16 protein-coding genes are annotated in these 21,979 nt (G+C 61.2%); 6 read left to right on the forward strand and 10 right to left on the reverse strand.

Annotated features, from left to right (window positions below; all coding sequences use genetic code 11):
* Nucleotides 1–10: 10 nt before the first annotated feature.
* The 3 genes from JIN78_RS01385 to JIN78_RS01395 all read right to left on the reverse strand — a co-directional run bounded on the left by JIN78_RS01385 (nt 11) and on the right by JIN78_RS01395 (nt 3,184).
* Nucleotides 11–856 carry an alpha/beta hydrolase gene (locus JIN78_RS01385; RefSeq protein ID WP_200390130.1) on the reverse strand — a complete coding sequence of 282 codons (846 nt, stop codon included), beginning with the start codon at nt 854–856 and terminating at the stop codon, nt 11–13.
* Nucleotides 857–994: 138 nt separating this feature from the next.
* Entirely contained in the window at nt 995–1,912 is a 918-nt protein-coding gene (locus JIN78_RS01390; protein ID WP_200390131.1) for an RluA family pseudouridine synthase, read from the reverse strand.
* Between the two features lie 21 nt (nt 1,913–1,933).
* Nucleotides 1,934–3,184 (reverse strand): DEAD/DEAH box helicase, encoded by a 1,251-nt coding sequence (locus JIN78_RS01395; RefSeq protein WP_200390132.1) that lies wholly within the window; start codon nt 3,182–3,184, stop codon nt 1,934–1,936.
* A gap of 181 nt (nt 3,185–3,365) precedes the next feature.
* Between JIN78_RS01395 and JIN78_RS01400 the strand changes: the two genes are divergently transcribed.
* Complete coding sequence (locus tag JIN78_RS01400) at nt 3,366–5,003, forward strand: NAD+ synthase (protein ID WP_200390133.1); 1,638 nt, start codon at nt 3,366–3,368, stop codon at nt 5,001–5,003.
* A 23-nt stretch (nt 5,004–5,026) separates the two neighbouring features.
* A complete protein-coding gene (locus tag JIN78_RS01405; protein WP_200390134.1) occupies nt 5,027–6,901 on the forward strand; it encodes a right-handed parallel beta-helix repeat-containing protein in 1,875 nt (624 codons plus the stop codon).
* Nucleotides 6,902–6,929: 28 nt separating this feature from the next.
* Here JIN78_RS01405 and JIN78_RS01410 read toward each other — a convergent pair whose 3' ends face one another.
* The 4 genes from JIN78_RS01410 to JIN78_RS01425 are packed head-to-tail and all read right to left on the reverse strand — an operon-like array spanning nt 6,930 to nt 11,644.
* On the reverse strand, nt 6,930–7,565 hold the full coding sequence (locus tag JIN78_RS01410) for an HAD hydrolase-like protein (protein ID WP_200390135.1): 636 nt from the start codon (nt 7,563–7,565) through the stop codon (nt 6,930–6,932).
* A 31-nt stretch (nt 7,566–7,596) separates the two neighbouring features.
* Nucleotides 7,597–8,604: a tRNA (adenosine(37)-N6)-threonylcarbamoyltransferase complex transferase subunit TsaD gene (tsaD, locus tag JIN78_RS01415; protein WP_200390136.1), complete on the reverse strand. Its 1,008-nt coding sequence runs from the start codon at nt 8,602–8,604 to the stop codon at nt 7,597–7,599.
* A gap of 8 nt (nt 8,605–8,612) precedes the next feature.
* Nucleotides 8,613–9,380: a M48 family metallopeptidase gene (locus tag JIN78_RS01420; protein ID WP_200390137.1), complete on the reverse strand. Its 768-nt coding sequence runs from the start codon at nt 9,378–9,380 to the stop codon at nt 8,613–8,615.
* Nucleotides 9,381–9,433: 53 nt separating this feature from the next.
* Complete coding sequence (locus tag JIN78_RS01425) at nt 9,434–11,644, reverse strand: DUF255 domain-containing protein (RefSeq protein ID WP_200390138.1); 2,211 nt, start codon at nt 11,642–11,644, stop codon at nt 9,434–9,436.
* A gap of 107 nt (nt 11,645–11,751) precedes the next feature.
* On the opposite strand from JIN78_RS01425, the gene JIN78_RS01430 reads away from it, so the two are divergent.
* Nucleotides 11,752–12,531, forward strand: coding sequence for a ParA family protein (locus tag JIN78_RS01430; protein ID WP_200390139.1), 780 nt, complete (start codon nt 11,752–11,754; stop codon nt 12,529–12,531).
* Here JIN78_RS01430 and JIN78_RS01435 read toward each other — a convergent pair whose 3' ends face one another.
* The gene (locus JIN78_RS01435; protein ID WP_200390140.1) at nt 12,532–13,383 is read right to left on the reverse strand and encodes a CvpA family protein; all 852 of its coding nucleotides are present in this window, start codon (nt 13,381–13,383) and stop codon (nt 12,532–12,534) included.
* A 60-nt stretch (nt 13,384–13,443) separates the two neighbouring features.
* A complete protein-coding gene (aroC, locus tag JIN78_RS01440) occupies nt 13,444–14,526 on the reverse strand; it encodes a chorismate synthase (protein WP_200390141.1) in 1,083 nt (360 codons plus the stop codon).
* Nucleotides 14,527–14,701: 175 nt separating this feature from the next.
* Here aroC and JIN78_RS01445 point away from each other — a divergent pair, with 175 nt between their 5' ends.
* Genes JIN78_RS01445 through JIN78_RS01455 form a run of 3 tightly spaced genes read left to right on the forward strand, consistent with a single transcriptional unit; the run spans nt 14,702 to nt 20,196 of the window.
* A complete protein-coding gene (locus JIN78_RS01445) occupies nt 14,702–16,153 on the forward strand; it encodes a DUF1501 domain-containing protein (RefSeq protein WP_200390142.1) in 1,452 nt (483 codons plus the stop codon).
* 36 nt (nt 16,154–16,189) lie between these two features.
* The gene (locus JIN78_RS01450) at nt 16,190–16,729 is read left to right on the forward strand and encodes a sigma-70 family RNA polymerase sigma factor (protein WP_200390143.1); all 540 of its coding nucleotides are present in this window, start codon (nt 16,190–16,192) and stop codon (nt 16,727–16,729) included.
* Nucleotides 16,726–20,196, forward strand: a complete 3,471-nt coding sequence (locus JIN78_RS01455; protein ID WP_200390144.1) for a PSD1 and planctomycete cytochrome C domain-containing protein — start codon at nt 16,726–16,728, stop codon at nt 20,194–20,196. Before JIN78_RS01450 ends, JIN78_RS01455 begins: the two co-directional genes overlap by 4 nt.
* Here the strand turns inward: JIN78_RS01455 and JIN78_RS01460 are convergent, their stop codons facing one another.
* A complete protein-coding gene (locus tag JIN78_RS01460) occupies nt 20,197–21,897 on the reverse strand; it encodes a transglycosylase domain-containing protein (protein ID WP_200390145.1) in 1,701 nt (566 codons plus the stop codon).
* Between the last annotated feature and the right edge of the window lie 82 nt (nt 21,898–21,979).

Genomic DNA, 21,979 nt, shown 5'->3' on the forward strand with positions numbered 1-21,979 from the left:
GGAGTGAGTCTTACTTGGTGGTGGATTGAGTCTTGGTGAGAAAGGTGTTGATGGCGGCACGGGCAGGGTCGCCGGCGTTGGCGATCTCGAAGGCGATGGAGCCGTGGTCGCGATTCGCGATCTGCAGGCCGGTAATCTCGGTTTGTCCCGCTCCCTTCAGCAGGGCGACCAGATAGGCATTTTCTTCCGCGCGAGCTGGCATGTCGTTGTCAGCCCAGAGGACGAGGAGGGGAGGGATTCCGCTCCGGGAGGCGTAGTGGACCGGGGCGGCCGCGTCGGCAGTGATGGAGAAAGGATCATCGGAGCCAAAGCGCTCTTCACGCACGGTGTAGTGGGTCATGGTCTGCCCGCTGACCGGGATGAGCCCGGCCAGATCGCTTCTGACGAGCTGGTGGGCTTGCAGCCAGCGTGCATCCATCCCGACCATGAGGGCGAGGTAGCCCCCTGCCGAGTGCCCGCCGAGGTAGATACGGTTCGGGTCTCCGCCGTGTCGGGCGATTTCTTTTTTCGTCCAGGCCACGGCTGCGGCGGTGTCCTCGAGGTAGGCGGGGTATTTGGCCCGGGGGCTCAGCCGGTAGTTCACCATGGCGACTGCGATGCCATCCTCGGCCAGCGCCCGGGCAATGGCTTGGTCGGCCTCGCCATCTTTGCGGCCTCCTTTTAAGCCCCCGCCATGCAGCCAGATGAGGGTGGGAAAGCTTTTGCTCCCGGGGAGATAGAGGTCCAGTTGGCAGCGCTCCTGACGATAGGGGTCGTCGTCGTCCTCGAGATAGGAGATGTTTTTCAGCGGTTGAGGGAGGACGGGCTCTGCAAGAAGCGGGAGGAGACTGGCGAAAAGGAGAAGAAAGGTTTTCATGGTCGAGAAGCCTGGCGGGCGCTAGGACCACGCCAAGATCGTCATAAAAACGCATCGCCTTCGTGAAATCTACCGTCAAAAACGCAAAAAAGCGTTTTTGATGAATTTGGCGGTCGGCTCCGGAGGGTTCCGCGGGGCTCACCCTTCCCGCGTGGAAGAATCCAGCCACGGTTGATATTGCGCGGGGAAGGGTGCTTCGCAGCGCAGTTCTTGTCCCGTGGCCGGGTGGGTGAAGGCAAGGACGCGGGCGTGGAGCATGAGGCGACCGGGGTCGGGAAGGCCTTTACTGCTGCGGCCGTAGATGGGATCGCTGAGGATGGGGGCCCCGACGTGCTTAAGATGGACGCGGATCTGGTGGGTGCGTCCGGTGTGGAGGGTGCACTTCACCAGACAGGTCCCGTCCTCATGGCGGGCCTGCACTTCGTAATCGGTGATGGCCGCTTTTCCCGAGCCGGGATCGACCACGGCCATTTGCTGGCGATTGACGGGATGGCGGCCGATGTTGGTGAAAATAGTGTCGGCCTCCTTGAGCGGGGGGCGGGAGGTGACCGCGTAGTAGATCTTGGTGGTGGTCTCGCGCTCGGCGAACTGGGTGAGGAGGGACTTCATGGCCCGGTCAGTCTTGGCGGCAACAATGCAGCCCGAAGTGTCCTTGTCGAGGCGATGCACGATCCCGGGGCGCTCGACGCCGTTGATGCCGGCCAACTGCCCGTTGCAGTGGTGGAGGAGGGCATTGACGAGGGTGCCGTCCTGATTGCCATTGGCGGGGTGGACGACCATGCCATGGGCTTTGTTGAGAACAATGAGGTCTTCGTCTTCGTGGAGGATGGCGAGGGGGATATCCTGGGGGACGAGCTCCAAGGCCACGGGTTCGGGAATAGTGACGCTGATCAGATCGCCAGGATTAAGGGCCTGCTTAGGCTTGGCCCGGCGGTCGTTGACGAGGATGTGGCCTTCCTTGACGAGGGTCTGCAAGCGGGAGCGGGAATGCTCCTTGAGCCGGCTGGCGAGGAAGGCATCGAGGCGGGGCTGGGGGCTGTCGACTTCGAGGGTCATGCGCGGACCGTCAAGGAAGGGCTAGCGGCGACGGCGCTTGGGGGCGGCGGGGCGCTTCTTGCGCACGGGCTTGGGAGGGGAGTCGTCGAGGAGAGCGGTGTAGATGTAGTTGAAGTCCTCCAGCTTCTTGCGCTCGATCTTGCGGCTGATGAAATTTTCGATGGAGGTCGCGCTATCCAGCTCATCGGCGGTAAGGATGGTGAAGGCGTCGCCTTCCTTCTCGGCCCGGCCCGTGCGGCCGATGCGGTGCACGTAGTCCTCGGCATTCTCGGGCACGCGGTAGTTGATGACGTGGGTCACGCCGGAGACGTCGATGCCGCGGGCGGCCACGTCGGTGGCGACGAGGATGTCGTAAGTGCCGTCCTTGAAGCCGGCGAGGGCTTTCATTCGGTCGCGCTGATTGATATCGGAGTGCATGGCAGCGACTTTGTCATGGCCGGAGCCCTTGAGCATGGCGGTGACCGAGTCCGCTTCCTTGCGGGTGCGGGTGAAGACCATCACGGAGGCAAAGTCAGTTTGCTTGAGGAGAGCCAGCAGGAGTTCATCGCGCTGGTCCATGGAGACGGGGTAGAAGGCGTGGGAGACGGTGGAGGCGACCTCGCGGCGGGCGATCTGAACTTCGGCGGGGTCGGTGAGGCACCATTTGGCGAATTGCTCGATGGCGGGGGGCATGGTGGCCGAGAAGAAAAGGGTCTGGCGATCGGTGGCGGGGGCGGCCGCCCGTTTCGCTTCTTCGTCGGCTTCCTCGGCAGGCATCTTCCATGGGCAGAGGTTGACGATTTTGCGCACGATGGGGAGAAAGCCCATGTCGAGCATGCGGTCGACCTCATCCAGAATGAGGATTTTCACTTCTCCAAAGCGCATGGTGGCCCGGTAGAAGTGGTCGACGAGGCGACCGGGGGTAGCGACCACGATATCGGCCTCTTTCATGTCCTGGTCCTGTTTGCCATAGCCGACGCCGCCGTAGAGAAGGGCGACTTTCAGGCCGGTGTGCTTGCCGTATTCTTCGAATTGCTCCGCGACCTGGTGGGCGAGTTCGCGGGTGGGCTCGAGAACGAGAATCTGGGGCTTGCCCATTTTTTCGATGCGGGAAAGAGAGGGCAGGGCGAAGGCGGCGGTCTTGCCGGTGCCGGTCTGGGAGGCTCCGGTCAAATCCCGTCCTTCCAAGATGATGGGAATTGCTTGCGCCTGAATAGGAGTGGGTTCGGTGTAACCTTTTTCGGTGACAGCGCGCAGGATGGGTTCGGAGAGACCGAGATCAGCAAAAGACATTGCGACGGGGTTTAGTGCCCCGGTGGACAACTAGCAAGACTTGAAAGAGGCTTCGTGACAGCAAAGAGCCTTTGCGGGGCGAGCTATTTTTTCCTATCAGGAGTCACGAAAGAGGGTTTCGTTGCGGGCGGGACCCGCTATCGTGCCCCTGACCTGCCCCTTTGCGGGTCGACTTGATGCTATGAAGATTGCCTTGGTCCAAATCAACGCGGTGGTGGGAGATTTTCCTGGAAATGCCAAACGCATTCTGGCGGGTTACCGCGAAGCTCTGGAGAAAGGAGCCGAGCTGGTGGTGACTCCCGAGATGTCTCTGGTGGGTTATCCTCCCCGGGATCTGGTTTTTAAAAGTCAATTCGTGCCCAAGTGTCTGCAAGCGCTCGATTACTTGAAGAGTGAAGTGGGGGCGGTGCCGCTGCTGGTGGGTTACGTTGATCGCTCGGGCAAAAGCCCTGGACGCGCCTTTCGCAATGCGGTGGCCTGGCTGGAGAAGGGACAAGTCCGCGAGCGCATCTGGAAGACCTTGCTGCCAACCTATGATGTGTTCGACGAATGGCGCTATTTCGAGCCGGGTGAGGAATGCCGGACCGTGATGTTTCAGGGAAAAAGAATCGGAGTCACCATTTGCGAAGATATCTGGACGGAGGATTTCCTCTACCGTCCGCTCTATGAGCGCGATCCGGTGCATGAGCTGGAGGAAGCGGGGGCGGATGTCATCGTCAATCTCAGTGCCTCGCCCTTCGCCCTCAACAAGCCTGTGGCGCGGCGCGACCTCTTTGCTTCGGTGGCCAAGCGCAAGGGGCTGCCGCTGGTGTATTGCAATGCGGTCGGTGGGCAGGACCAGCTCATCTTCGACGGGCACTCGGCGGTGGTGGACGGCCGGGGCGGAGTGATAGCGAGCTTGGCAGGATTTCGAGAAGAGGTGGCCGTGGTCGATGTCGGAGTGACGGGAGAAGGGGTGATCTGGCCCGAATTGGATGAAAACGAACAGCTCTATGAAGCCCTCGTTCTCGGGCTGCGCGATTACGTGACCAAATGCGGTTTTGAAAAAGTGTGTCTGGGCCTCAGCGGGGGAATTGACTCCGCCTTGACCGCAGCATTAGCGGTGGCGGCCCTGGGGGCGGAGAATGTGCGGGGGCTGACCATGCCCAGCGCCTTCAGCTCGGCGGGTAGTGTGAGTGATTCCGAAGCGCTGGCCCGCAATCTGGGCATGCGTTGCGAGGAAGTGCCTATTGGCGAGGTTTTTGCGCAGGTGAAGGAAGCCTTGCAGCCCGTCTTTGGTGGGGCTCCCGAGGATGTCACCGAGGAAAACATGCAAGCCCGCATCCGGGGGCTCTTTTTGATGTCGCTTTCCAACAAGACGGGGGCCTTGCTGCTGACCACTGGCAACAAGAGCGAGCTCGCGGTGGGCTACTGCACCATGTATGGCGACATGTGCGGCGGCTTGGCGGCCATCTCCGACTTGCCCAAGACCCGGGTTTACGAGCTGGCCCGGTGGATCAATCGCGACCGCGAAATCATTCCCTGGAACACGATCGACAAGCCGCCCAGTGCGGAGTTGGCCCCGGATCAGAAGGATCAGGACTCCCTGCCGCCGTATGAGGAGCTTGACGCTATCCTTGAACTTTACGTTGAACAGCAAATGAGTGCTTCCGACATCATCGAGTGTCATGGTCACGACGAGACCATTGTGCGCTGGGTGCAGAGGAGAGTTGACCTCAATGAATGGAAACGCCATCAAGCGGCTCCGGGATTGCGGGTCACTTCGAAAGCTTTCGGAGTGGGTCGTCGCATGCCCATTGTGCAGAATTTCCAAGGCTGAAGCTCTGGAGCCCTTTTTCCCCCATGACAGCAACCAGCGAACTCTCGCGTGAGGAAGCCCTCACCATTCTCGGACTCACCGCCAAGGACGATTTGACTCGTTCGCGGGCTGCCTTGGAGGAAGTCCGGGCTCATTTGCGCCGCCTGCGGGATGAAGCGACCACTCCCGACAAGCGCATTCAATATGAGGTCGAGCTGGTTCGCTTTGAGGAAGCCTTGCACGTCCTCTATGCCCCCCGGAAAAAGCGGATTTGGCCTGTGGTGGTGGGTCTGCTTCTGCTTCTCCTGCTCGGGGGAGGAGGTTACTCGGCCTATCGCATGGTGGTGGAACAAGAGCGGTTGCAAGCGCAGGTCGAGGCCTTGCTGGGGCAGGCGGCCAGCGCGGTCGCGGACCGCAATTGGGAGGAAGCGGAAGGTCTTTTCGCCCGGGTTGAGGGCTTGGATTCCGAGAACCCGGCCGTGCCTCAGGGTCGGCGACAAATTGAAGAGGGCCGCGAGGAAGAGCGGCGTATGGAAATCAACTTCGCCTTTGGCAAGGTGAAGGAGAAGATCGAGATTCAGGCTTGGGGAGAGGCGGAAGAAGCCCTCGCCGCTGCTCGTGACCTCGCTCCGGAAGACGAGCGGGGCCCGCAGTTGGAAAGCGACTTGCGAGCCGAGCGCCGACGGGAAGAGATTCGGCAGCTGGTGGAGGGCATTGAGCAAGCTCACCGGGAAGAAAATTGGCAGAAGGTCATTCATGACAGCGAGGAACTCGCCGTGCTTGCTCCGGAGCACGAGAGACTCGCCGACTTGCAGGAGAAAGCCCGGGAGGCGGAATTGATTCTTCGTAATCTGAAGAACGTGGCGCAGGCCCTCTATGGGCGGGCTCGTTCGCTGGACGATGGCGAGTATTCGGCCGAAGCCCTGGAGCTCTTGCGCGAAGCCCAGCGGCTGGCTCCCTCTGAGGCAGCGGGCGAACTCTACGAGAAAATGTCGGGCTATGTGCAGACCATCGAAGTCCCGGAGGAGGCGGAAACTCTTGCGGATGCGCTGGCTCAGGTCCGGCCGGGGGACAAGGTCCTACTCGGAGAAGGGGTCTTTCAGGAGTCGGTATTGGTGCCGGCTGGAATCATCTTGGAGGGACAGGGCGAGGGCAAGACCGTGCTTGAGGTCCCGGCCGACGCTGGCAGTGTGCTCGTTATTGCGGGCGAGGGACCGGCGGTGCGACTGAGCCACCTCACCCTGCGCCATTCTGGCTTTACGGATGCCAGCGAACGTTATCCAGTCGTTTTGCTGCAGGAGGCCCAGGCCGAGCTGGAGAATTGTGTGATTGAGTATGGGGCCGGACACGGCCTCGCGGTCACCGGGGGCGGTCGGGCCACTCTTCTTGCTTGCGAGGTCAAGGCCTGTGGCTGGGATGGGATCGCGGTCACTGGGAAAGGCAGCCAGGTCACCTTGGAGGAGGTGCGCGCGCTGGCCAATCTCCAGCACGGGCTCGATGTCTGGGACGGTGCTCACGCCCGGGTGGCTCGATCCCGCTTTCAGGACAATGGTCTCACCGGCATCTTTCTCACCGCCACAGGTGAAAGCTCGCAGGTGGAGAGCTCGACAGTGGAGCGCAATCGCGAAGTCGGAGTGATGCTCAGCAAAGGGGCGGTAGCCGTCATTAGCGGGAACCTCATTGCCGATAACACGCTGGGCGGGGTGGTGGCCCGCGACGGGGGCAGCCGCTTGCAGGTGACCGGCAACACCATCGAGAAGAATGGGGAGGCCGGTCTTGTGGTGGGCAAAGAGGTCCTTTTGGAAAAGGAGGAAGGAAACGTCGCGACCAATAATCAGGGGCGGCAAAAGTGGCTCAATGCCGACTTCTCCCAGATGAAAACCGGAAGACCGGTTCTCAAGGCCTTGCCCGTGGAATGAGGGTCGGCTCGGCACCGACTACCGCTGCCTAGCGCAATTGGCAGACCTCGAGGAGGTCAGCGGGGCGCTTCAGCATGTAGTTGGGGTTCTGCCGATGAAGGGCATCGGGGGAGTTGAAACCCCAGGTGGCGGCGGCGACATCCACTCCCGCACGGTGGGAGGCCCGCACATCACGGGTTTCGTCTCCGATGTAGAGCATTTGTGAGCGCTCCAGGGAAAAGGTTTTTTCGATGGCCCGCAGATGCTTGTGTTTGCCCGAGAGCTTGGAGGTGCTGGAAATGAAGGTGAAAAGTTCGCGCAAGCCTTTTGCTTCCAGAAACGCTTCCACATTTTCGGTGGAGTTTGAAGTGAGGATGCCGAAACAGGTGCAATGCTCGCGGAGTTGGGGGAGCAGTTCGGCCATTCCTTCGTTGAGGGAAAGAGTGGTGATGTCTGCCCGCAAGGCTTTGCGCCCCCGGGCCAAGAGCGAAGGGACGCGCATCTTGGAGACACCGAGATGTTTGAGCAGTTCCTTGAGCTCAAAATCCTGCAGGCTGGGAATCTCTTCCATGGAGACCGGCCGCAAGGAATAGGTTTGGGCCAGGTCGTTGTAGACCCGCACGGCAGCGGCGAGAGTGTCGGCCAGGGTGCCGTCGAAATCGAAGATGAGAGCGGGATAACGCACGAGTCGGGATGGTTGGTGGTTGTGAGGGCTGCTAGGCCAGTTTGAGATTGGGGTCGATGTCAGTGGTGAGCGATGAGGTCTGCCCGGCCCGCAGGCGGTGATGGGCGGCAAAGGCAATCATGCCCGCATTGTCGGTGGAGAGGCTGGGCGAACAGGCGCGAAATGTCAGCCCGGCAGCGTGACAGGTGGCCGCCAGTTGCTCGCGCAAGGTGGCATTGCAGGAAACGCCGCCGGAGAGGGTGACCAGCGTCTGCCCCCTCAGGCGGGCGGCCCGTAGGGTCTTGGCGATGAGAACCTCGAAAACGGCGGCCTGGAAGGAGGCGCAGAGGTCGGCGAGGTGGTCGCGCGGGGAGGGCAGCTTTTGCAGGGTGTAGAGCACAGCGGTCTTCAGTCCCGAGAAGGAGAAATCGAGGTGGTCCTCCTGCAAGAGGGAGCGGGGAAAGTCGAAGGCATCGGCATTGCCTTCCCGGGCCCGCTTCTCAATTTCCGGTCCGCCGGGATAGGGGAGATCGAGCATTTTGGCGACCTTGTCAAAAGCCTCGCCAGCGGCGTCGTCGAGGGTCTGGCCGAGAAGGTGGTAGCTTCCCACGGTCGTGACTTCGATGAGCAGGGTGTGCCCGCCGGAAACCACGAGCGCGAGGTGGGGCGGGATGTCTTCTTCGCCCACGAAGGGGCTGAGGAGATGGCCCTCCATGTGGTTGACCGAAAGAAACGGCTTCCGCGTGGCCAGCGCCAGTCCTTTGGCAAAAGAATGCCCCACCGCTAGCGAAGAAGCGAGACCGGGACCGCCAGTCGCCGCGAAGGCGGAGAGCTGGTCGAGGGTGAGCCCGGCCTGGGCCAGGCAATCCCGCACCAAAGGCTGGATGCGCAGGGTGTGATTGCGAGAGGCCAGCTCGGGCACGACCCCACCGAGGTCTTTGTGGAGTTCGATTTGCGAGGAAATGACCGAAGCGAGTAATCCGGGAGGAGAGCCAGCGGCGCGGCCATAGATGGCGACCGCCGTTTCGTCGCAAGAGGATTCGATGGCAAGAAGTGGCATGGGCTCGGTCAAGGGCGATACTCGCGACGGGCAATGGGAAGGAACTCGCGCAGCGCGGAGATGCGGGTCTCGTTCAAGGGATGAGTGCGCAGAAATTCCGCGCCCTGACTCCCCCGGGCGTTGTTGTAGTAGGCAAAACGCTGCCACATCGCGATGGCTTCCGCCGGGTCGTATCCCGCCCGGGCCATGAAGATGGTGCCGATGCGATCGGCCTCCAGTTCCTGCGAACGCGAAAAGGTGAGGCCGAAGGCGATGTTGCCCGCGCTGCTCAGGAGCTCGGTGGCGGAATTGGCATTCTCTCCCCCCAGCACGCTGCCCAGCACGGCGGCTCCCAGGCCGATGGTGCTTTGGTTGCGGATGCGGGCATCGGCATGATTGGAGGTCACGTGAGCAATCTCATGCGCGAGGACGGTAGCCAGACCCGCGTCGTTGCGGGTGATTTGAAAGAGTCCGCTATTGATGCCCACTTTTCCGCCCGGCAAGGCGAAGGCGTTGGGAGTCGCGTCTTCAAAAACGACAAATTCCCACTGCGCGCCGGGCAGGTCGATGACCCGGGTGAGCCGGGCCGCTACTCGATTGACTTGGTCCCGATAAGCATCATTGGTGGAGAGTCGGTTCTGGTTCTTTAGGGTGCGGAAGGCGGTGGCGCCTTCTGTGACCAGACTGGGGGAAGATTGGCGAATCTGCACCGAGCCATCGGGGCCGAGGGCACTGGGCGCGGCACAAGAGAGAATGGCCAGTGGCAAGGCCAGCGGGAGAATGCGGCGGAAATTCATGAGGACACCTTGGAAAGTGGGTTCCGGTCTGTCAATTTTCGACCCTGCCGATCTCAGCGTTCGGCGAGGTCCTGGCGGAGCGCGGGCAGGATTTCCTCCGGCGAGGCAAATTCCGCCACCACTTCTCCCCCGGCGAGGAGGATGGCCGCCTTTCCCTCCGGCTGGGGCAGGCCAGGCCAAGACTTGGGGGCGGGCAGGGCCCGCACGGCATCGAACTCGGCCGTAGCCAGCTGACCGCGCAATTCGGCCATCGCCGACGGCTCCAGAGTGGGAGAAAGGATGAGCACGCGGTTTTCCAAATGGCTGACCGCAGCATGGAGGAAGTCGGTGTGAATGACCGGAAAGCGTTGCAGGGAGGCCTGCAAGATCGGGGTGATGGCCGCCAGCATCTCGGAGGTTCCCTCGGGGGCGAGGGCGAGATTTTGCAGGTGGGTCAAGGCTCCATAGCTCGTTCCCCAGGTGGAGGGGCCGAAGATCATCTGATTGCCATAGACCGGGAATACGTGCAGGGGAGATTCTTTTGTCTGCTCGGTGAGGAAATGGTTCCGGTCGCTGAACTGACTCACGAGAGTGTGGGCCAACTTTTGGCAAGTGAGGAGGAGCTCCTCTTCCCAAGTCAGGCGGTGCCAGGCCAGGAGGGCCTCCAAGGTGACCGCGTAGTCAAAGGCGGAGCCCGGGATGGCCCGCAGGTTGTCTTTGTGAGGAAAGCGCCAGAGCTGGTCCCCACTATGGAGATACTGGCTGGTGATCGTCTGGCCGACCTTCTCAATGAGAGCGAGAGGGGCGGCCTCCGGAGCGACCTGATGGGCCCGGGTGAGGGCGGTCAATTGACGGGCCAAGCTGGCCAATCCCACCCGATCCTCGACAAACAAGGCTTCGTGCTCCGCCAGCCGTTCCTGCCGTTTCGCGAGGAGTTTCTCTTGCAAGCGGGCGAGAATTTCTTCCGCTTCGGTGATAGAATAGCCGGTGGCTTCCGCGAGTTCGGAGTCGGTTCTTTTCAGTCCCAGAGAATTGAGACGGAAGAAACGGCCCTCGGGATCGTCTCCTTTGGGCACATTGCCTAGAGAGCGCAGCTCAAAGGCGCTCTCAGCCACTTTCATTTCACTTTCAGACAAGAATTCCTGCAGATCGCTGACATTCCAAAAGTAACCCAACTGGCCGTCCTTCTTCAGCTTGACATGGCGGGTGGTGAGGGGACTTGCTTCTTCGCTGGCCAAGAGCTGCCGCAGGGCGCGTTCGCCTTCCAGGTGGGGCGGCACGCTGGCGAGGGCGGAGAGCATTTCAGCCTGCGTCTCGGGTTCTTTGCTCAGCACCGGAACCGCGAAGGAGTGGCTGCCCCGGCGGGCAAAAAAAGTGCCATCGAGGGGATCGCGCACCGCCGAGGTGACAAGGTGGATGCTGGCATCGACCAAGGCTTCTTTCGTCTTTTCCCGCAGCCGCTGCGGGCAGGCGGGGTGGTCGGTGAGGCGACCGAGGGTGGTGAGCAGGTTGCCGGGGGGAATCCCTCCGGTATTGTCGAAGGTGTGGCTGAGCGGGTCATGCAGATCGGTGAGCGCCTGCATGGTGAGAAAGAGCATTCCCCGGCTCATTTCGTTTTCTTCTTCCGCGAAACTGTCCTGATAGACCTTCTGGATGCGCTCGAGGCGCTGGGCGTTGTCCCGGCGGCTATTCTCGATGACGTAGCGCTTTGATTTTTCCTGCACGGCTTGCACGACCTCGGCGGCCCGGCGAAATCCGGTCAACTGGCTCTCCAGGCTCTGGTTGTCCAGCGGAGCCCAACCCACGGGATTGCCCTCGTGGCTCAGCCACAGCAGGAAGGGAAAGGAGATGGGTTTGCCGATTTCGCTGCTCAGCTGGTGACTCATGAGAGCCAGGGCTGGATCGACGGCCGTGTCGGCCAAGACGGGGACAAATTCCTCGTTGAGGGTCCCGGCATGATCGGTGGCCAAGTGCTCTACGAATTGCGCGGATTCGCGATGATTGCCACTGCCCAGGCAGAGGAAAATGAGGCGCTGGGACTTCTCCGCGATGGAGAGGACTTCGGGGGTCCAGGCTTGCCAGTGGATGGCTGATTCGGCCTGGCTCCGCAGAAAAACGGTGGGCTCTTCGGCGAGGCGGTTTTGCTTGAGCTGGTCCACCGTCTCGACGGGGGTGGAGAAGAAGCTTTCCTCCTTCTTGCTCTCTGACGAGGGAGCGGGGGTTTTGTCGCGACAGGAGGTCAGCAGCAGGGGGAGCAAACAAATGAGGGAAAGAAGTCGAGACATGGCAGGGGGAGGTGATGCCAATTTCGCCTGCAGGTGTCAACGGCTAGTGCCCCGAATGAGAAAAGGCTTTCTCCCGTGGGCGACTTGGTTGAGAGTTCGCCGACCAAGTGATCACGATAGCGGTTTCGAGTCAAAAAGGAGGAGTGGGCAAGACCACCCTCAGTGTCAATCTGGCCCATGCCTTTGCCCGGGCCGGGCGGCGCACCTTGCTGGTGGATGCCGATCCCCAGGGCTCGGTGGGCTTGTCGTTGGCCAAGAAGGCGGGGGATTTGCCCGGATTCTACGATTTCATGGCGGATCCTTCCTTGCCTCTGGGGCAGCTGGTGGTGCCGACCCGGCTCCCGACCTTTTCCCTTATGGCCGCCGGGCAGTCCAGTGATTATGAGCAGGGCGCGGGGGCGGAGGGCGAGGTGCCCTTGCGGATGAAGGAGTTTCTCCGCACCGTGAAGGCGGGGGGCTACGAACTCTGCCTCATCGATACCGCAGCCGGGCTTTTCGGAGTCACGGCGGAGATTTTGACTGCCTCCACCGCAGTCATCGTCCCCCAGCAAGCCGAGCCCCTGGGCATTCGCTCCGTGCCCAAGTTGCTCTCCTTGTTGGCCCGCATGCGGGAAAAAAATCCCCGGCTCACGGTTTTGGGCATCCTTTTGACCATGATGCAACCCCGGCTGGCCGAGAGTCGTGAGGCCGCTCGGGGCGTGAAGGAGATTCTTCCGCCCGAGCTTCTCTTCCGCACCACCATTCCGCGCGACGATTTATTCCTGCGGGCCAGCGCCCGGGGCGTGCCGGTGGGTGCGCTGGAGAATGGCAAAGGCGCGATGGCAGTCTTCGATCGGGTGCGGCGGGAAGTGGAGGACAAGCTCGCGGCCCGCGCCCGCAAACGCTGATCACTTGGCCTTCTCGCTTTCCCGGGCGAAAAACTCCTCCAGATCCAACTTGAGAAGTTTTTCCCGCAGGTCGGGACGATCGAGAAGGTTTTGCACCCGCTCATCGGCAAAGAATTTTTGGAAATCTCCCTCTTCGCAGAGGCGACGCAAGTCATCGGCGGCCACCGTCAGGGCCGTCACTTCCGGGATTTCCAGAATGTCCCGGTTGTCTTCCTCCCGCAAGGTCTTGGCCAAATCCTGACGATCACCGGAGACCATGAAGAGTTTGGCTAGATTCGAGCGGGCACGCTGCTCGGCGGTGTTGAAGAAATCGAAGCGCTCCTGCCAGCTGGCGATGGGGGAATCGTCCACCCATTGCTTGAGCTTGATCACGAAGGGAAGGTTTTCCGCTTTTTCCGCTCCTTTGGAGACATAGGTCTGCAGATGTTGGAGTTCGGCTTCCCCGCCATAGTAGCGCAGGGCGGAAAGGCCTCCGTAGAGAGCGAGAGCCCCAATGACCAGCCCGAAGAGCGCGGAGAGAAGGCCGCCACTCTTGCGCTCCTCGCCATCGCCACCTTTGCCGGAAAAAATGCCCAGAACAAACTGGAAAACCATCATTGCGAGCACTGCGCAGACCCCACCGGCGACCAACGGCATCCAGCCCACGGCCTCCGGGACGAGTTTCTCGATGTGGGGAGGCGATTGCTGGTAGCCGAAAAAGAAGGCGACCACTGCCACGGCGAGCCCGAGGAGGGAGAAAAGGGTGCGAAGGATGCCTTTAATGATGGAAATCACCATAAAAAGCACCACCACGGCCACCATCCCAATCGTCAGGGCCGTTTGGTCGAAAGGAAGCTGATCAAGAAAATCCATGGCGTGAAGCTAGCTCGTTTTCTGGCAAGCGAAATGGAAAAAACGTAAGGTCGGTTGGCCTTAGCCGCATTGGGCCCGTTGGCGCAGGAGATGGTCGAGGACCACGAGATTGGCCATGGCTTCCACCATTGGCACCGCGCGGGGGAGGACGCAGGGGTCGTGGCGCCCCTTGCCTTTCAGTTCGGTCTCTTCTTTGGCCGAGGAAACGGTCTCCTGAGAGGTCATGATGGTGGCAACGGGCTTGAAGGCCGTGCGGAAGACGATGTTTTCGCCGTTGGTGATGCCGCCTTGCACTCCACCGGAATTGTTGCTGCGGGTGCGCACGCGCTCGCCCTCCATGTAAAAGGGGTCGTTGTGCTCGCGCCCGGTGAGGTAAGTGCCGGCAAATCCAGAGCCGACTTCGAAGCCCTTGGTCGCGGGCAGAGAGAGCATGGCCTTGGCCAAATCGGCCTCCATGCGGTCAAAGACGGGAGCGCCCAAGCCCACCGGACAGTTGCGAATAACGGCTTCCACCACTCCGCCAATGGAATTGCCTTCCGCGCGGGTGGCCTTGATGAGGGCGATCATCTCGTCCACTTTGGAAAGATCGCCGGTGCGCACGATGTTGGACTCGATGGCTTCCGCCGTCACTGTGTTGGCGTCCACTTTCGCCTCCAAATCCTTGATGCGGGCCACCCAAGCGAGGGTTTCAAGCCCCGGGGCCAGTTCCTTGAGCACCTCCTTCGCCACCGCTGCTGCCGCCACCCGGCCAATGGTCTCGCGAGCGGAGGAGCGCCCGCCGCCATTGGGATTGCGACGGCCAAACTTGGCGTCGTAGGTGAAGTCGGCGTGGGAAGGGCGATACTTGACCGCCATTTCATCATAGGACGAGGGGCGGGCGTCCTTGTTGCGGACGTGGATGGAGATGGGGGTGCCCAGCGAGTAGCCCTCGTGGATGCCGGAGAGGATCTCGCAGGCGTCCGCCTCGTTGCGGGGAGTGACGATCTCGGATTGACCCGGGCGGCGTCGATCGAGTTCATGCTGAATCATTTCCTGCGAGAGTGCGATGCCGGGAGGGCATCCGTCGATGATGACGCCCACTCCGCCACCATGGGATTCGCCAAATGTCGTAATTCTAAAAAGGGTGCCGAAAGTATTGCCCACGGGCAGAGCCTAACGAAATCCGGAGAAGGGGCAAAAGCCCATTTCTGTCCTATCACCCCCTTTTTTCCGCCCGGGAGTTCTCCGAGCGGGGCCTTTTCCACAGAAAAAGTGAAATTGACCGTTAAATGCGGCCCGGGAGGGCTATTGATAAGTGTAGAAAGACCCCTAGCGACCTATGACCGATCCATTTCTCGAATCCAAGTTGATGCTGAATCGCCGCCACTTTTTTGGAAAGTCGGCCAAGGGCATCGGGGTGGCCGCTCTGGCCAATTTGCTCGGACCAGATTTGCTGGGGGCCGGGAACCCGGCGGTCGCGCACCGCTTTCCCACCGTCGCCCCTAAGGCCAAGCGCATGATTTATCTCTTCCAGAGTGGCGCTCCCTCCCAGCAAGAGCTTTTCGACTACAAGCCCAAGCTGGACCAGTATTTTGGTCAGGAACTCGCGGATCACGTCGAGATGAATCAGCGGGTCACCGGGATGACTGCCGGGCAGAAGAGCTTTCCACTCGCCGCTTCCAAATACAAATTTTCCCGGCATGGGCAATCGGGGGCGGAGATCTCCGAATTGCTGCCGCACATCTCCGGGGTGGCCGACGATATTTGCATCATCCGTTCCATGTATACGGAGGCCATTAACCACGATCCCGCGATCACCTTTTTCCAGACCGGGTCGCAGATTCCTGGTCGCCCCAGCATGGGTTCGTGGATGTCTTATGGTCTCGGTTCGGCCAACAAGGATCTGCCCGATTTCGTGGCCATGGTCTCGCGGGGCACGGGTCGGCCCAATTGCCAGCCGCTCTACGATCGCCTGTGGGGCTCGGGCTTCCTGCCCACCCAGCATGCCGGGGTGAAGTTCATGAGCACGGGCGACCCGGTCTTGTATCTCTCCAATCCGAAAGGATTCTCGCCCCAATCCCGCCGCCGCATGTTGGATGACTTGGCTGCGCTCAATGAGAAGAAGCTGCAGGAATTCGCCGATCCCGAGATCGCCACCCGCATTAAGCAATATGAATTGGCCTATCGCATGCAAACCTCCGTGCCGGAGCTGACTGATTTCAGCAACGAGCCGGAGAGCGTGCTGCAAATGTATGGGCCCAACGTGCGCAAGAGAGGCACCTATGCTTACAATTGCCTCATGGCCCGGCGTCTGGCCGAGCGCGACGTGCGTTTTGTGCAACTTTTCCACATGGGCTGGGACCAGCATTTCACTTTGCCCAAGCAACTGCCGGGTCAATGTGAAGACACTGATCAACCCACCGCGGCTCTCATCAAAGACCTCAAGATGAGGGGGCTTCTTGATGATACCCTCGTGGTGTGGGGAGGCGAATTCGGGCGCACCGCCTACTGCCAGGGCACCCTGAAGCGCGACAATTATGGTCGCGATCACCACCCCCGTTGCTTCTCCATCTTTGCCGCTGGGGGAGGGATCAAGCCGGGCATGACCTACGGGGCCACCGATGATTATTCCTACAACATCACTGAGAATCCGGTTCATGTGCACGACTTGCACGCCACCCTTTTGCACCTCATGGGGGTCGATCATGAGCAACTGACATACCGCTTTCAAGGGCGGCAATTCCGCTTGACCGATGTCCATGGGCATTTGGTGAAGGATATCCTCTCCTAAAACCCTTCTTTCCCGCTGCTCCCAACCTGAATACCAATGTCTGTGGCTGAAAATGACACCTCTCTCCACTGGTTTGATGACGAAATCAAAACCGTGCAAACGCGTTTGAAAAGTTATCTCCAGAGCTCTCTGGGCAATCGCTCCGATGCCGAGGACGTTCTGCAGGAAACCAACCTTGTTCTCTGGCGCAAGCGGGAGGATTTCGAACGGGGCACTTCCTTCTGGGCCTGGGCCCAGCGGGTGGCCTTTTTCCAGCTCATGGCTTTTCGCAAAAAGCGCAGTCGCAGCCGCTTGGTGCTCGATGACGAGGTCGTGCACCTGTTGGCGGTTGAGGCTCCCGAAGTTTTTGCCGGGCAAAGAGATCCGCGCGAAAAAAGTCTACAAGCCTGTCTAGCTAGTTTGCCCGAGCGGCAGCGTGAACTCATCACCCGTCATTATTTTCAACGGGAAAGCCTCAAGACGCTGGCTTCCGCCCATTCCTCCAGCGTGGCCGCTATTGGGCAAACCCTCTATCGCGCCCGCCACAATCTCCAACTTTGTCTCCAGAAAAAGAACCCCAACTCCTCTGAATCATGACCGACCAAGATCGCCTGCTTATTTCCAGCTATCTCGCGGGGGCACTCGATTCGTCCCAAGAGAAAGCCCTCAATGATCTTTTGCGCCGCAGTCCCGAAGCGCGGGCTGAGCTCTTGCAGCAAGCTCGGGTGGACTCCCTCTTGCACGAATTGGGAGGGGAGAGGCCCGCACAGGTCGTTCCTTTCAAAGCGATTTCGCCGGAAGAGCCTTCCCGCCGGGCCCGTTGGCCAGTCTGGACGGCCACGGCGGCTGCCGCGTTAACCATCGCCGGGGTCGTTCTCTTCGCCGAGCGCCCTCAGTTGCTGGCCCCTGAAGTGGCTGTCGGACAAGAGAATCCACGTCCTCTGGAGCGGAAATCCTTGTCCCGGGAAGAAACCTATTCTCAGGCCATTGCCAAGCTGCAGGAAGCCGGCAGTCAGAAGCGGGCGGTGGCACAGAGTCCGGCCCTGGCTGCTGCTCCGGGAGAAAGAATCAGCTACAACCAGCACATCCGGCCCATTCTTTCCGAGAATTGCTTTCACTGTCACGGGCCGGACCCCGCTACCCGGGAGGCTGATATCGCGCTCCACGAGCCCGAGTTTGCTTTCGCCGAGATGGACGGAATCGCGCCCATCGTGCCGGGGGATGCCAAGGCCAGTGAAGTGGTGGCCCGCATCCTGGATCAGCACGATCCCATGCCACCCAAGGATTCCAATCGCTCGCTCACCTTTGAAGAGAAAGAGCTTTTGCAGCGTTGGATCGACGAGGGGGCGGAGTATGAGAAGCACTGGGCCTTCGTGCCTCCCGTCAAGCCCGAGCCCCCGCAGGTCGGCGATTCCGGAGCTTCTGTGCACAATCCCGTGGACCAATTTGTGCAAGCCAAGCTCGCAGAAAAAGGGCTGGAGCCCGCTCCTCCTGCCGAGCCCGAGGTATTGGCCCGGCGGGCCAGCCTCGCCCTCACCGGTCTGCAGCCGGACCTCGCTCTGCTGGACGCCTACCTCGCCGATCCCTCTGAGGCGGCCTACGAGAGGTTCGTGGACCACTTGTTGGCCTCCGATGCCTACGCCGAGCGCATGGCTCTCTTCTGGATGGATGCCGCGCGTTACGCCGATACCGACGGCTATCAGAATGACCATGGCCGCACGAACTGGCCTTGGCGGGACTGGGTCATCCAGGCTTATCGCGAGAACATGCCCTTCGACCAGTTCACCATCGAGCAGCTGGCAGGGGACATGTTGCCTCAGGCAACCGCTTCTCAGCGCCTCGCCAGTGCCTTTAACCGCAATCACCGCCAGAATAACGAAGGCGGGGCCTTGGCGGAAGAATTCCTGGTGGAGAATGTCATCGATCGGGTGGAGACCACTTCCACCGTGTGGCTAGGCCTGACCACCGGGTGCGCCCGTTGCCATGACCACAAATACGACCCCATTTCGCAGCGGGAGTTTTTCCAACTCTACGCCTACTTCAACAACATCAACGAGCGCGGGATCGGGCGTGGCACGGAGGCCAAGCCCGTGGAAGAGTTCACTTCGCCCTTGTTTGAAATCCCCGCCGGACTCGCCGAGCGCTTGGAGCACGCACAGGCTCAGCTGGCGAAAGCCCGCCAGGAAACCGGAACCCGTTTCCGGAACTGGGTGGCGTCCCATCGCCCGACGAGCGAAGCGCCCGATTCTTGGGAACCGGTTTCCCTGCTTTCGGCCCGGGTGCCGGACAATCAGGGCGAATTGACGGCCTTGCCCGATGGCAGCTATCTCTTTGAAGGAAACAACATCACGCGCACTAGCTATCAGCTGGCCTTCGAGTGGCCGGCAGGCAAAACCCTCTCCGCCCTTCGCGTGGAAGCCCTGCCGCACGAGTCTCTCGTCCGCCTCTCCCTGGCCAACAACGGCAACTTCGTCCTCACCGAGGCGAAGGTGAGCTTCCGTCCGTCGGAAGAGGGGCAGGCCAAGTCCTTGCCCCTCGCCCGTGCGGCTGCCAGCTACGAGCAATCAAACTACCCCGCCAGCCAAGCCATTGATGGCAAGGCAAAAACGGGGTGGGCGGTGAATGGCAACCCCGGGGAGAGCGCCTCTCTCTTTCTGGCTTTGGCTGAGCCGCTGAAGGATGCGGCCGGAGGCACGGTGGAAGTGACCCTGGAATTCTTCTCCTCCTTCACCGACCATAATATCGGGCGCTTGCGGCTGGCCACTTCCCAGCAAGCTGGAGCCCTGGGCCGAGAATTGATTTTGGCCAACCAGGAGGTGCGGGCAGCATTGGAAAAAGAAGAAGCCGCTTGGACCGGGGCCGAGCGCAAGCTGCTTCGCGAGCACTTCGCGACCATCGATTCCGTGCTGGGCAACGCTCAGGCCCGGGTGGCGGCCGTGGAAAAAGAGCTGGCTCGAGCAGGCTTTGCCAAGGTGCCGGTGATGGTGATGAGTGAGAAGAGCGGAGAGCCCGCTCCCGCCTACCTGCTGAACCGCGGCCAATACAACGAACCCGATACCTCCGAGGCCCTGCCCCGGCGCATGCTGGAGGCCCTGCTGCCGGGAGAAGAACATCCCCAGGACCGCCTCGAACTCGCCCGCTGGCTGGTCAGCCGCGAGAATCCCATCACGGCCCGGGTGGTGGTCAATCGCATGTGGCAGCGCATGATGGGCATCGGCTTGGTGAAAACCTCCGAGGATTTCGGTTCCCAAGGAGAGCTGCCGGTCAATCAGGACCTTCTCGACTGGTTGGCCATGGAGTTCATCGACTCCGGTTGGGATGTGAAGGGGCTTTACCGCACCATCGTCACCAGCCATGCCTTCCGGCAATCCTCCCGCACCAATCCAGGGCTGCAGGAGGTCGATCCGGAGAACCGGTATCTGGCCCGCGGACCCCGCTACCGCATGGACGGGTTTGCCATTCGCGACCTTGCGCTCAATGCCTCCGGCTTGCTCTATCCCAAGGTAGGGGGAGCACCAGTGAAGCCCTACCAGCCGGCCGGTTTGTGGGAGAGCGTGGCTGCCAATGCCGGCACCCGCTACGTCGAATCCAAGGGGAAGGATCTTTTCCGCAAAAGCATGTATTCCTACTGGAAGCGCGCAGTCAATCCGCCCCGGCAGAACATTTTCGACGCCTCGGGGCGCGAGGTGTGCAATGTGCGGCACAAAATCACCAATACGCCGCTGCAGGCCCTGGCGCTGATGAATGACGAGACCTTCGTGGAAGCGGCCCGTCATCTTGCCGCCCGGGGTTTGCGGGAGGGAGGAGCGACAGCCAAGGAGCGGCTGGCCCACATCTACCGACTCGCGACCGGGTATTCCGCCGATGAGGAGGAGTTGGCCATCTTCTTGCAAAACCGCCGTCACTTCGCGGAGCACTTTGCCAGTCATCCTGCGGAAGCCCGCGACTTTCTCTCCATTGGGGCCACTCCCCGGGACGAGGACCTAGATTTGATCGACCATGCCGCCGATACCGCGACCGCCCACCTCATCCTCAACTTGGATGAGACCATCACGCTGGAGTGATTAGCGGGAGCGCTCGAACTCCCGCGCAGCCTCTTCCGCAGCCTCCTCGGCCGCGCGCTCTTCGCGCTGGATGCGGGCGACCCGCGCCAGGGTGGTGAGGAGGGCGGTGGCGTTCTCAGCCAGTTTGGCGGCCTCCGGCACATCGGCGGGCTCGTCGTAGCCCAGCCAGAGCGCGACCGCGAGGTCGGGGCTGCTGTGCAGCGCCCACAGGTCGTTGCCCGGATGGTTGAGTGCGCTCCAGGTGGGTTTGCCCAGGATTTCGAAAGGGCTCTGCGCGGCAAAGGAATCGAGGGCCGGTTTGCCTTGCGGCTGCTGTTGGAACAAGAGCTCGCCCTCGGAGTCGGTGAGGGATTCCACCAGATAGGTGCGTGGCTCGCGACCCTCATTGGCCAGAGTCGCCAACGCGGTGGCCACCTCTAGAGTGGTGGTTTGGAGATTGCCCCGGGCGAGCTCGTCACCCGTGGTGAAGGGCCCCCCGAAGCCGATGCGGCGGGCGAGCCGCTCCAAATCCCCGGGAGCCAGCTGCCGCGCGGTCTGGATGGGCTGATTGGGGATGGGCAAGTGCCCCCTTTCGGCCGAAAAGGCATAGATGAAGGGCTGGAAGGCAGGCCCGAGCTGGCGGCGGGTATCGAAGGCGCGGTTGAATTGGGAGCGCTCGGCGTCCCGAGCGGTGATGACCGCCCGCATGGCCCCGGTGGCAGGGTCCAGAGCGACGAGGGCGGCTTCCAGCTGGGCAAAGGGGGCCAGGATTTCGTCGATGCCCTGGCGGGCCAGGCGCTGCATTTCGCGGTCGATGGAAGAGGTCGCGGTGAGCCCTCCACTGGCAAAATCATTTTGATCCAGAAGCTCATTGAGATGGCGGCGCACGCAGCGAATGGCATCCACCTGCTCCTCACGAGCGGGGAGGAGGTGAAGCGGAGCCTGCAAGAATTCGTCGCGTTGCTCCGGGGTGAGGTGGCCGTCAATGGCCATATTGCGGAGCACGTCATTGCGCTCGCGGAGGGCGGCCTCTTCGTCGTTGCGGGGAGAAAAAGCGTGCGGGGCCCGGATGATGCCGACCAAGAGAGCGGCTTCCGGCACCGAGAGATCCGCCGTCGGGCGTCCGAAATAGCTCTGGGCCGCTTGCTCGATACCGAAGGCACCCGCGCCGAAATAAATGCGATTGAGATAGGCGGTGAGAATTTCCTTTTTGTCGAAATTGGCCTCCAAGCGATAAGCGAGGGCCATTTCCAGCAGCTTGCGATGGAAAGACATCTCCCTCATTTCGAAAGTATTGCGAGCCAGCTGCATGGTGAGGGTGGAGGCTCCCTGAGTCATGCTGCGATCGCGCAAATTGCGGAGGGTGGCCCGGGCCACGCCCCGAAAGTGGACGCCCCCGTGTTCGAAAAAGTCCTTGTCTTCCCGGGTGGTGAGGGCGTTGATCAGGTGACTTGGCAGGTCCTCGTAGGTGATGAGGCGGCGGCGCGAGCCGTGGATGGCCGCCAGCTCCTGGCCTTCCCGGTCGAGCAGAAGAGTGCGCTCAGGCATTTTTTCCACCTTGGTGAGGTCGAATTGCGCCGCTTGCAACCAGTAGAGCAGGGCCACCACTACCGCGAGGAGACAGCCGATCCCCACCACCCGCAAGAAGATGCGTCCCATTGCAAAAACCCAGGAAGGGAGCTGCTCCCAGAGCCCGGGTTCGTCGTTTTCCAGCCAAGTCATGATCGTGTTTCTGTCGCAGAATCTCTTCCGTCGGGGTTTTTAGCGGTTCATTTCCGAAAAAAAGTTTCTCTTTTCCATCAAG

This window comes from Roseibacillus ishigakijimensis, assembly GCF_016595415.1.
Classification (GTDB): Bacteria; Verrucomicrobiota; Verrucomicrobiia; order Verrucomicrobiales; family Akkermansiaceae; genus Roseibacillus; species Roseibacillus ishigakijimensis.

Bases quoted from the DNA above. Each gene is read 5' to 3' on its own strand.
- JIN78_RS01385 (WP_200390130.1), bottom strand. From the start codon at position 856: ATGAAAACCTTTCTTCTCCTTTTCGCCAGTCTCCTCCCGCTTCTTGCA.
- JIN78_RS01390 (WP_200390131.1), bottom strand. From the start codon at position 1,912: ATGACCCTCGAAGTCGACAGCCCCCAGCCCCGCCTCGATGCCTTCCTC.
- JIN78_RS01395 (WP_200390132.1), bottom strand. From the start codon at position 3,184: ATGTCTTTTGCTGATCTCGGTCTCTCCGAACCCATCCTGCGCGCTGTC.
- JIN78_RS01400 (WP_200390133.1), top strand. From the start codon at position 3,366: ATGAAGATTGCCTTGGTCCAAATCAACGCGGTGGTGGGAGATTTTCCT.
- JIN78_RS01405 (WP_200390134.1), top strand. From the start codon at position 5,027: ATGACAGCAACCAGCGAACTCTCGCGTGAGGAAGCCCTCACCATTCTC.
- tsaD (WP_200390136.1), bottom strand. From the start codon at position 8,604: ATGCCACTTCTTGCCATCGAATCCTCTTGCGACGAAACGGCGGTCGCC.
- JIN78_RS01420 (WP_200390137.1), bottom strand. From the start codon at position 9,380: ATGAATTTCCGCCGCATTCTCCCGCTGGCCTTGCCACTGGCCATTCTC.
- JIN78_RS01425 (WP_200390138.1), bottom strand. From the start codon at position 11,644: ATGTCTCGACTTCTTTCCCTCATTTGTTTGCTCCCCCTGCTGCTGACC.
- JIN78_RS01435 (WP_200390140.1), bottom strand. From the start codon at position 13,383: ATGGATTTTCTTGATCAGCTTCCTTTCGACCAAACGGCCCTGACGATT.
- JIN78_RS01445 (WP_200390142.1), top strand. From the start codon at position 14,702: ATGACCGATCCATTTCTCGAATCCAAGTTGATGCTGAATCGCCGCCAC.
- JIN78_RS01450 (WP_200390143.1), top strand. From the start codon at position 16,190: ATGTCTGTGGCTGAAAATGACACCTCTCTCCACTGGTTTGATGACGAA.
- JIN78_RS01455 (WP_200390144.1), top strand. From the start codon at position 16,726: ATGACCGACCAAGATCGCCTGCTTATTTCCAGCTATCTCGCGGGGGCA.
- JIN78_RS01460 (WP_200390145.1), bottom strand. From the start codon at position 21,897: ATGACTTGGCTGGAAAACGACGAACCCGGGCTCTGGGAGCAGCTCCCT.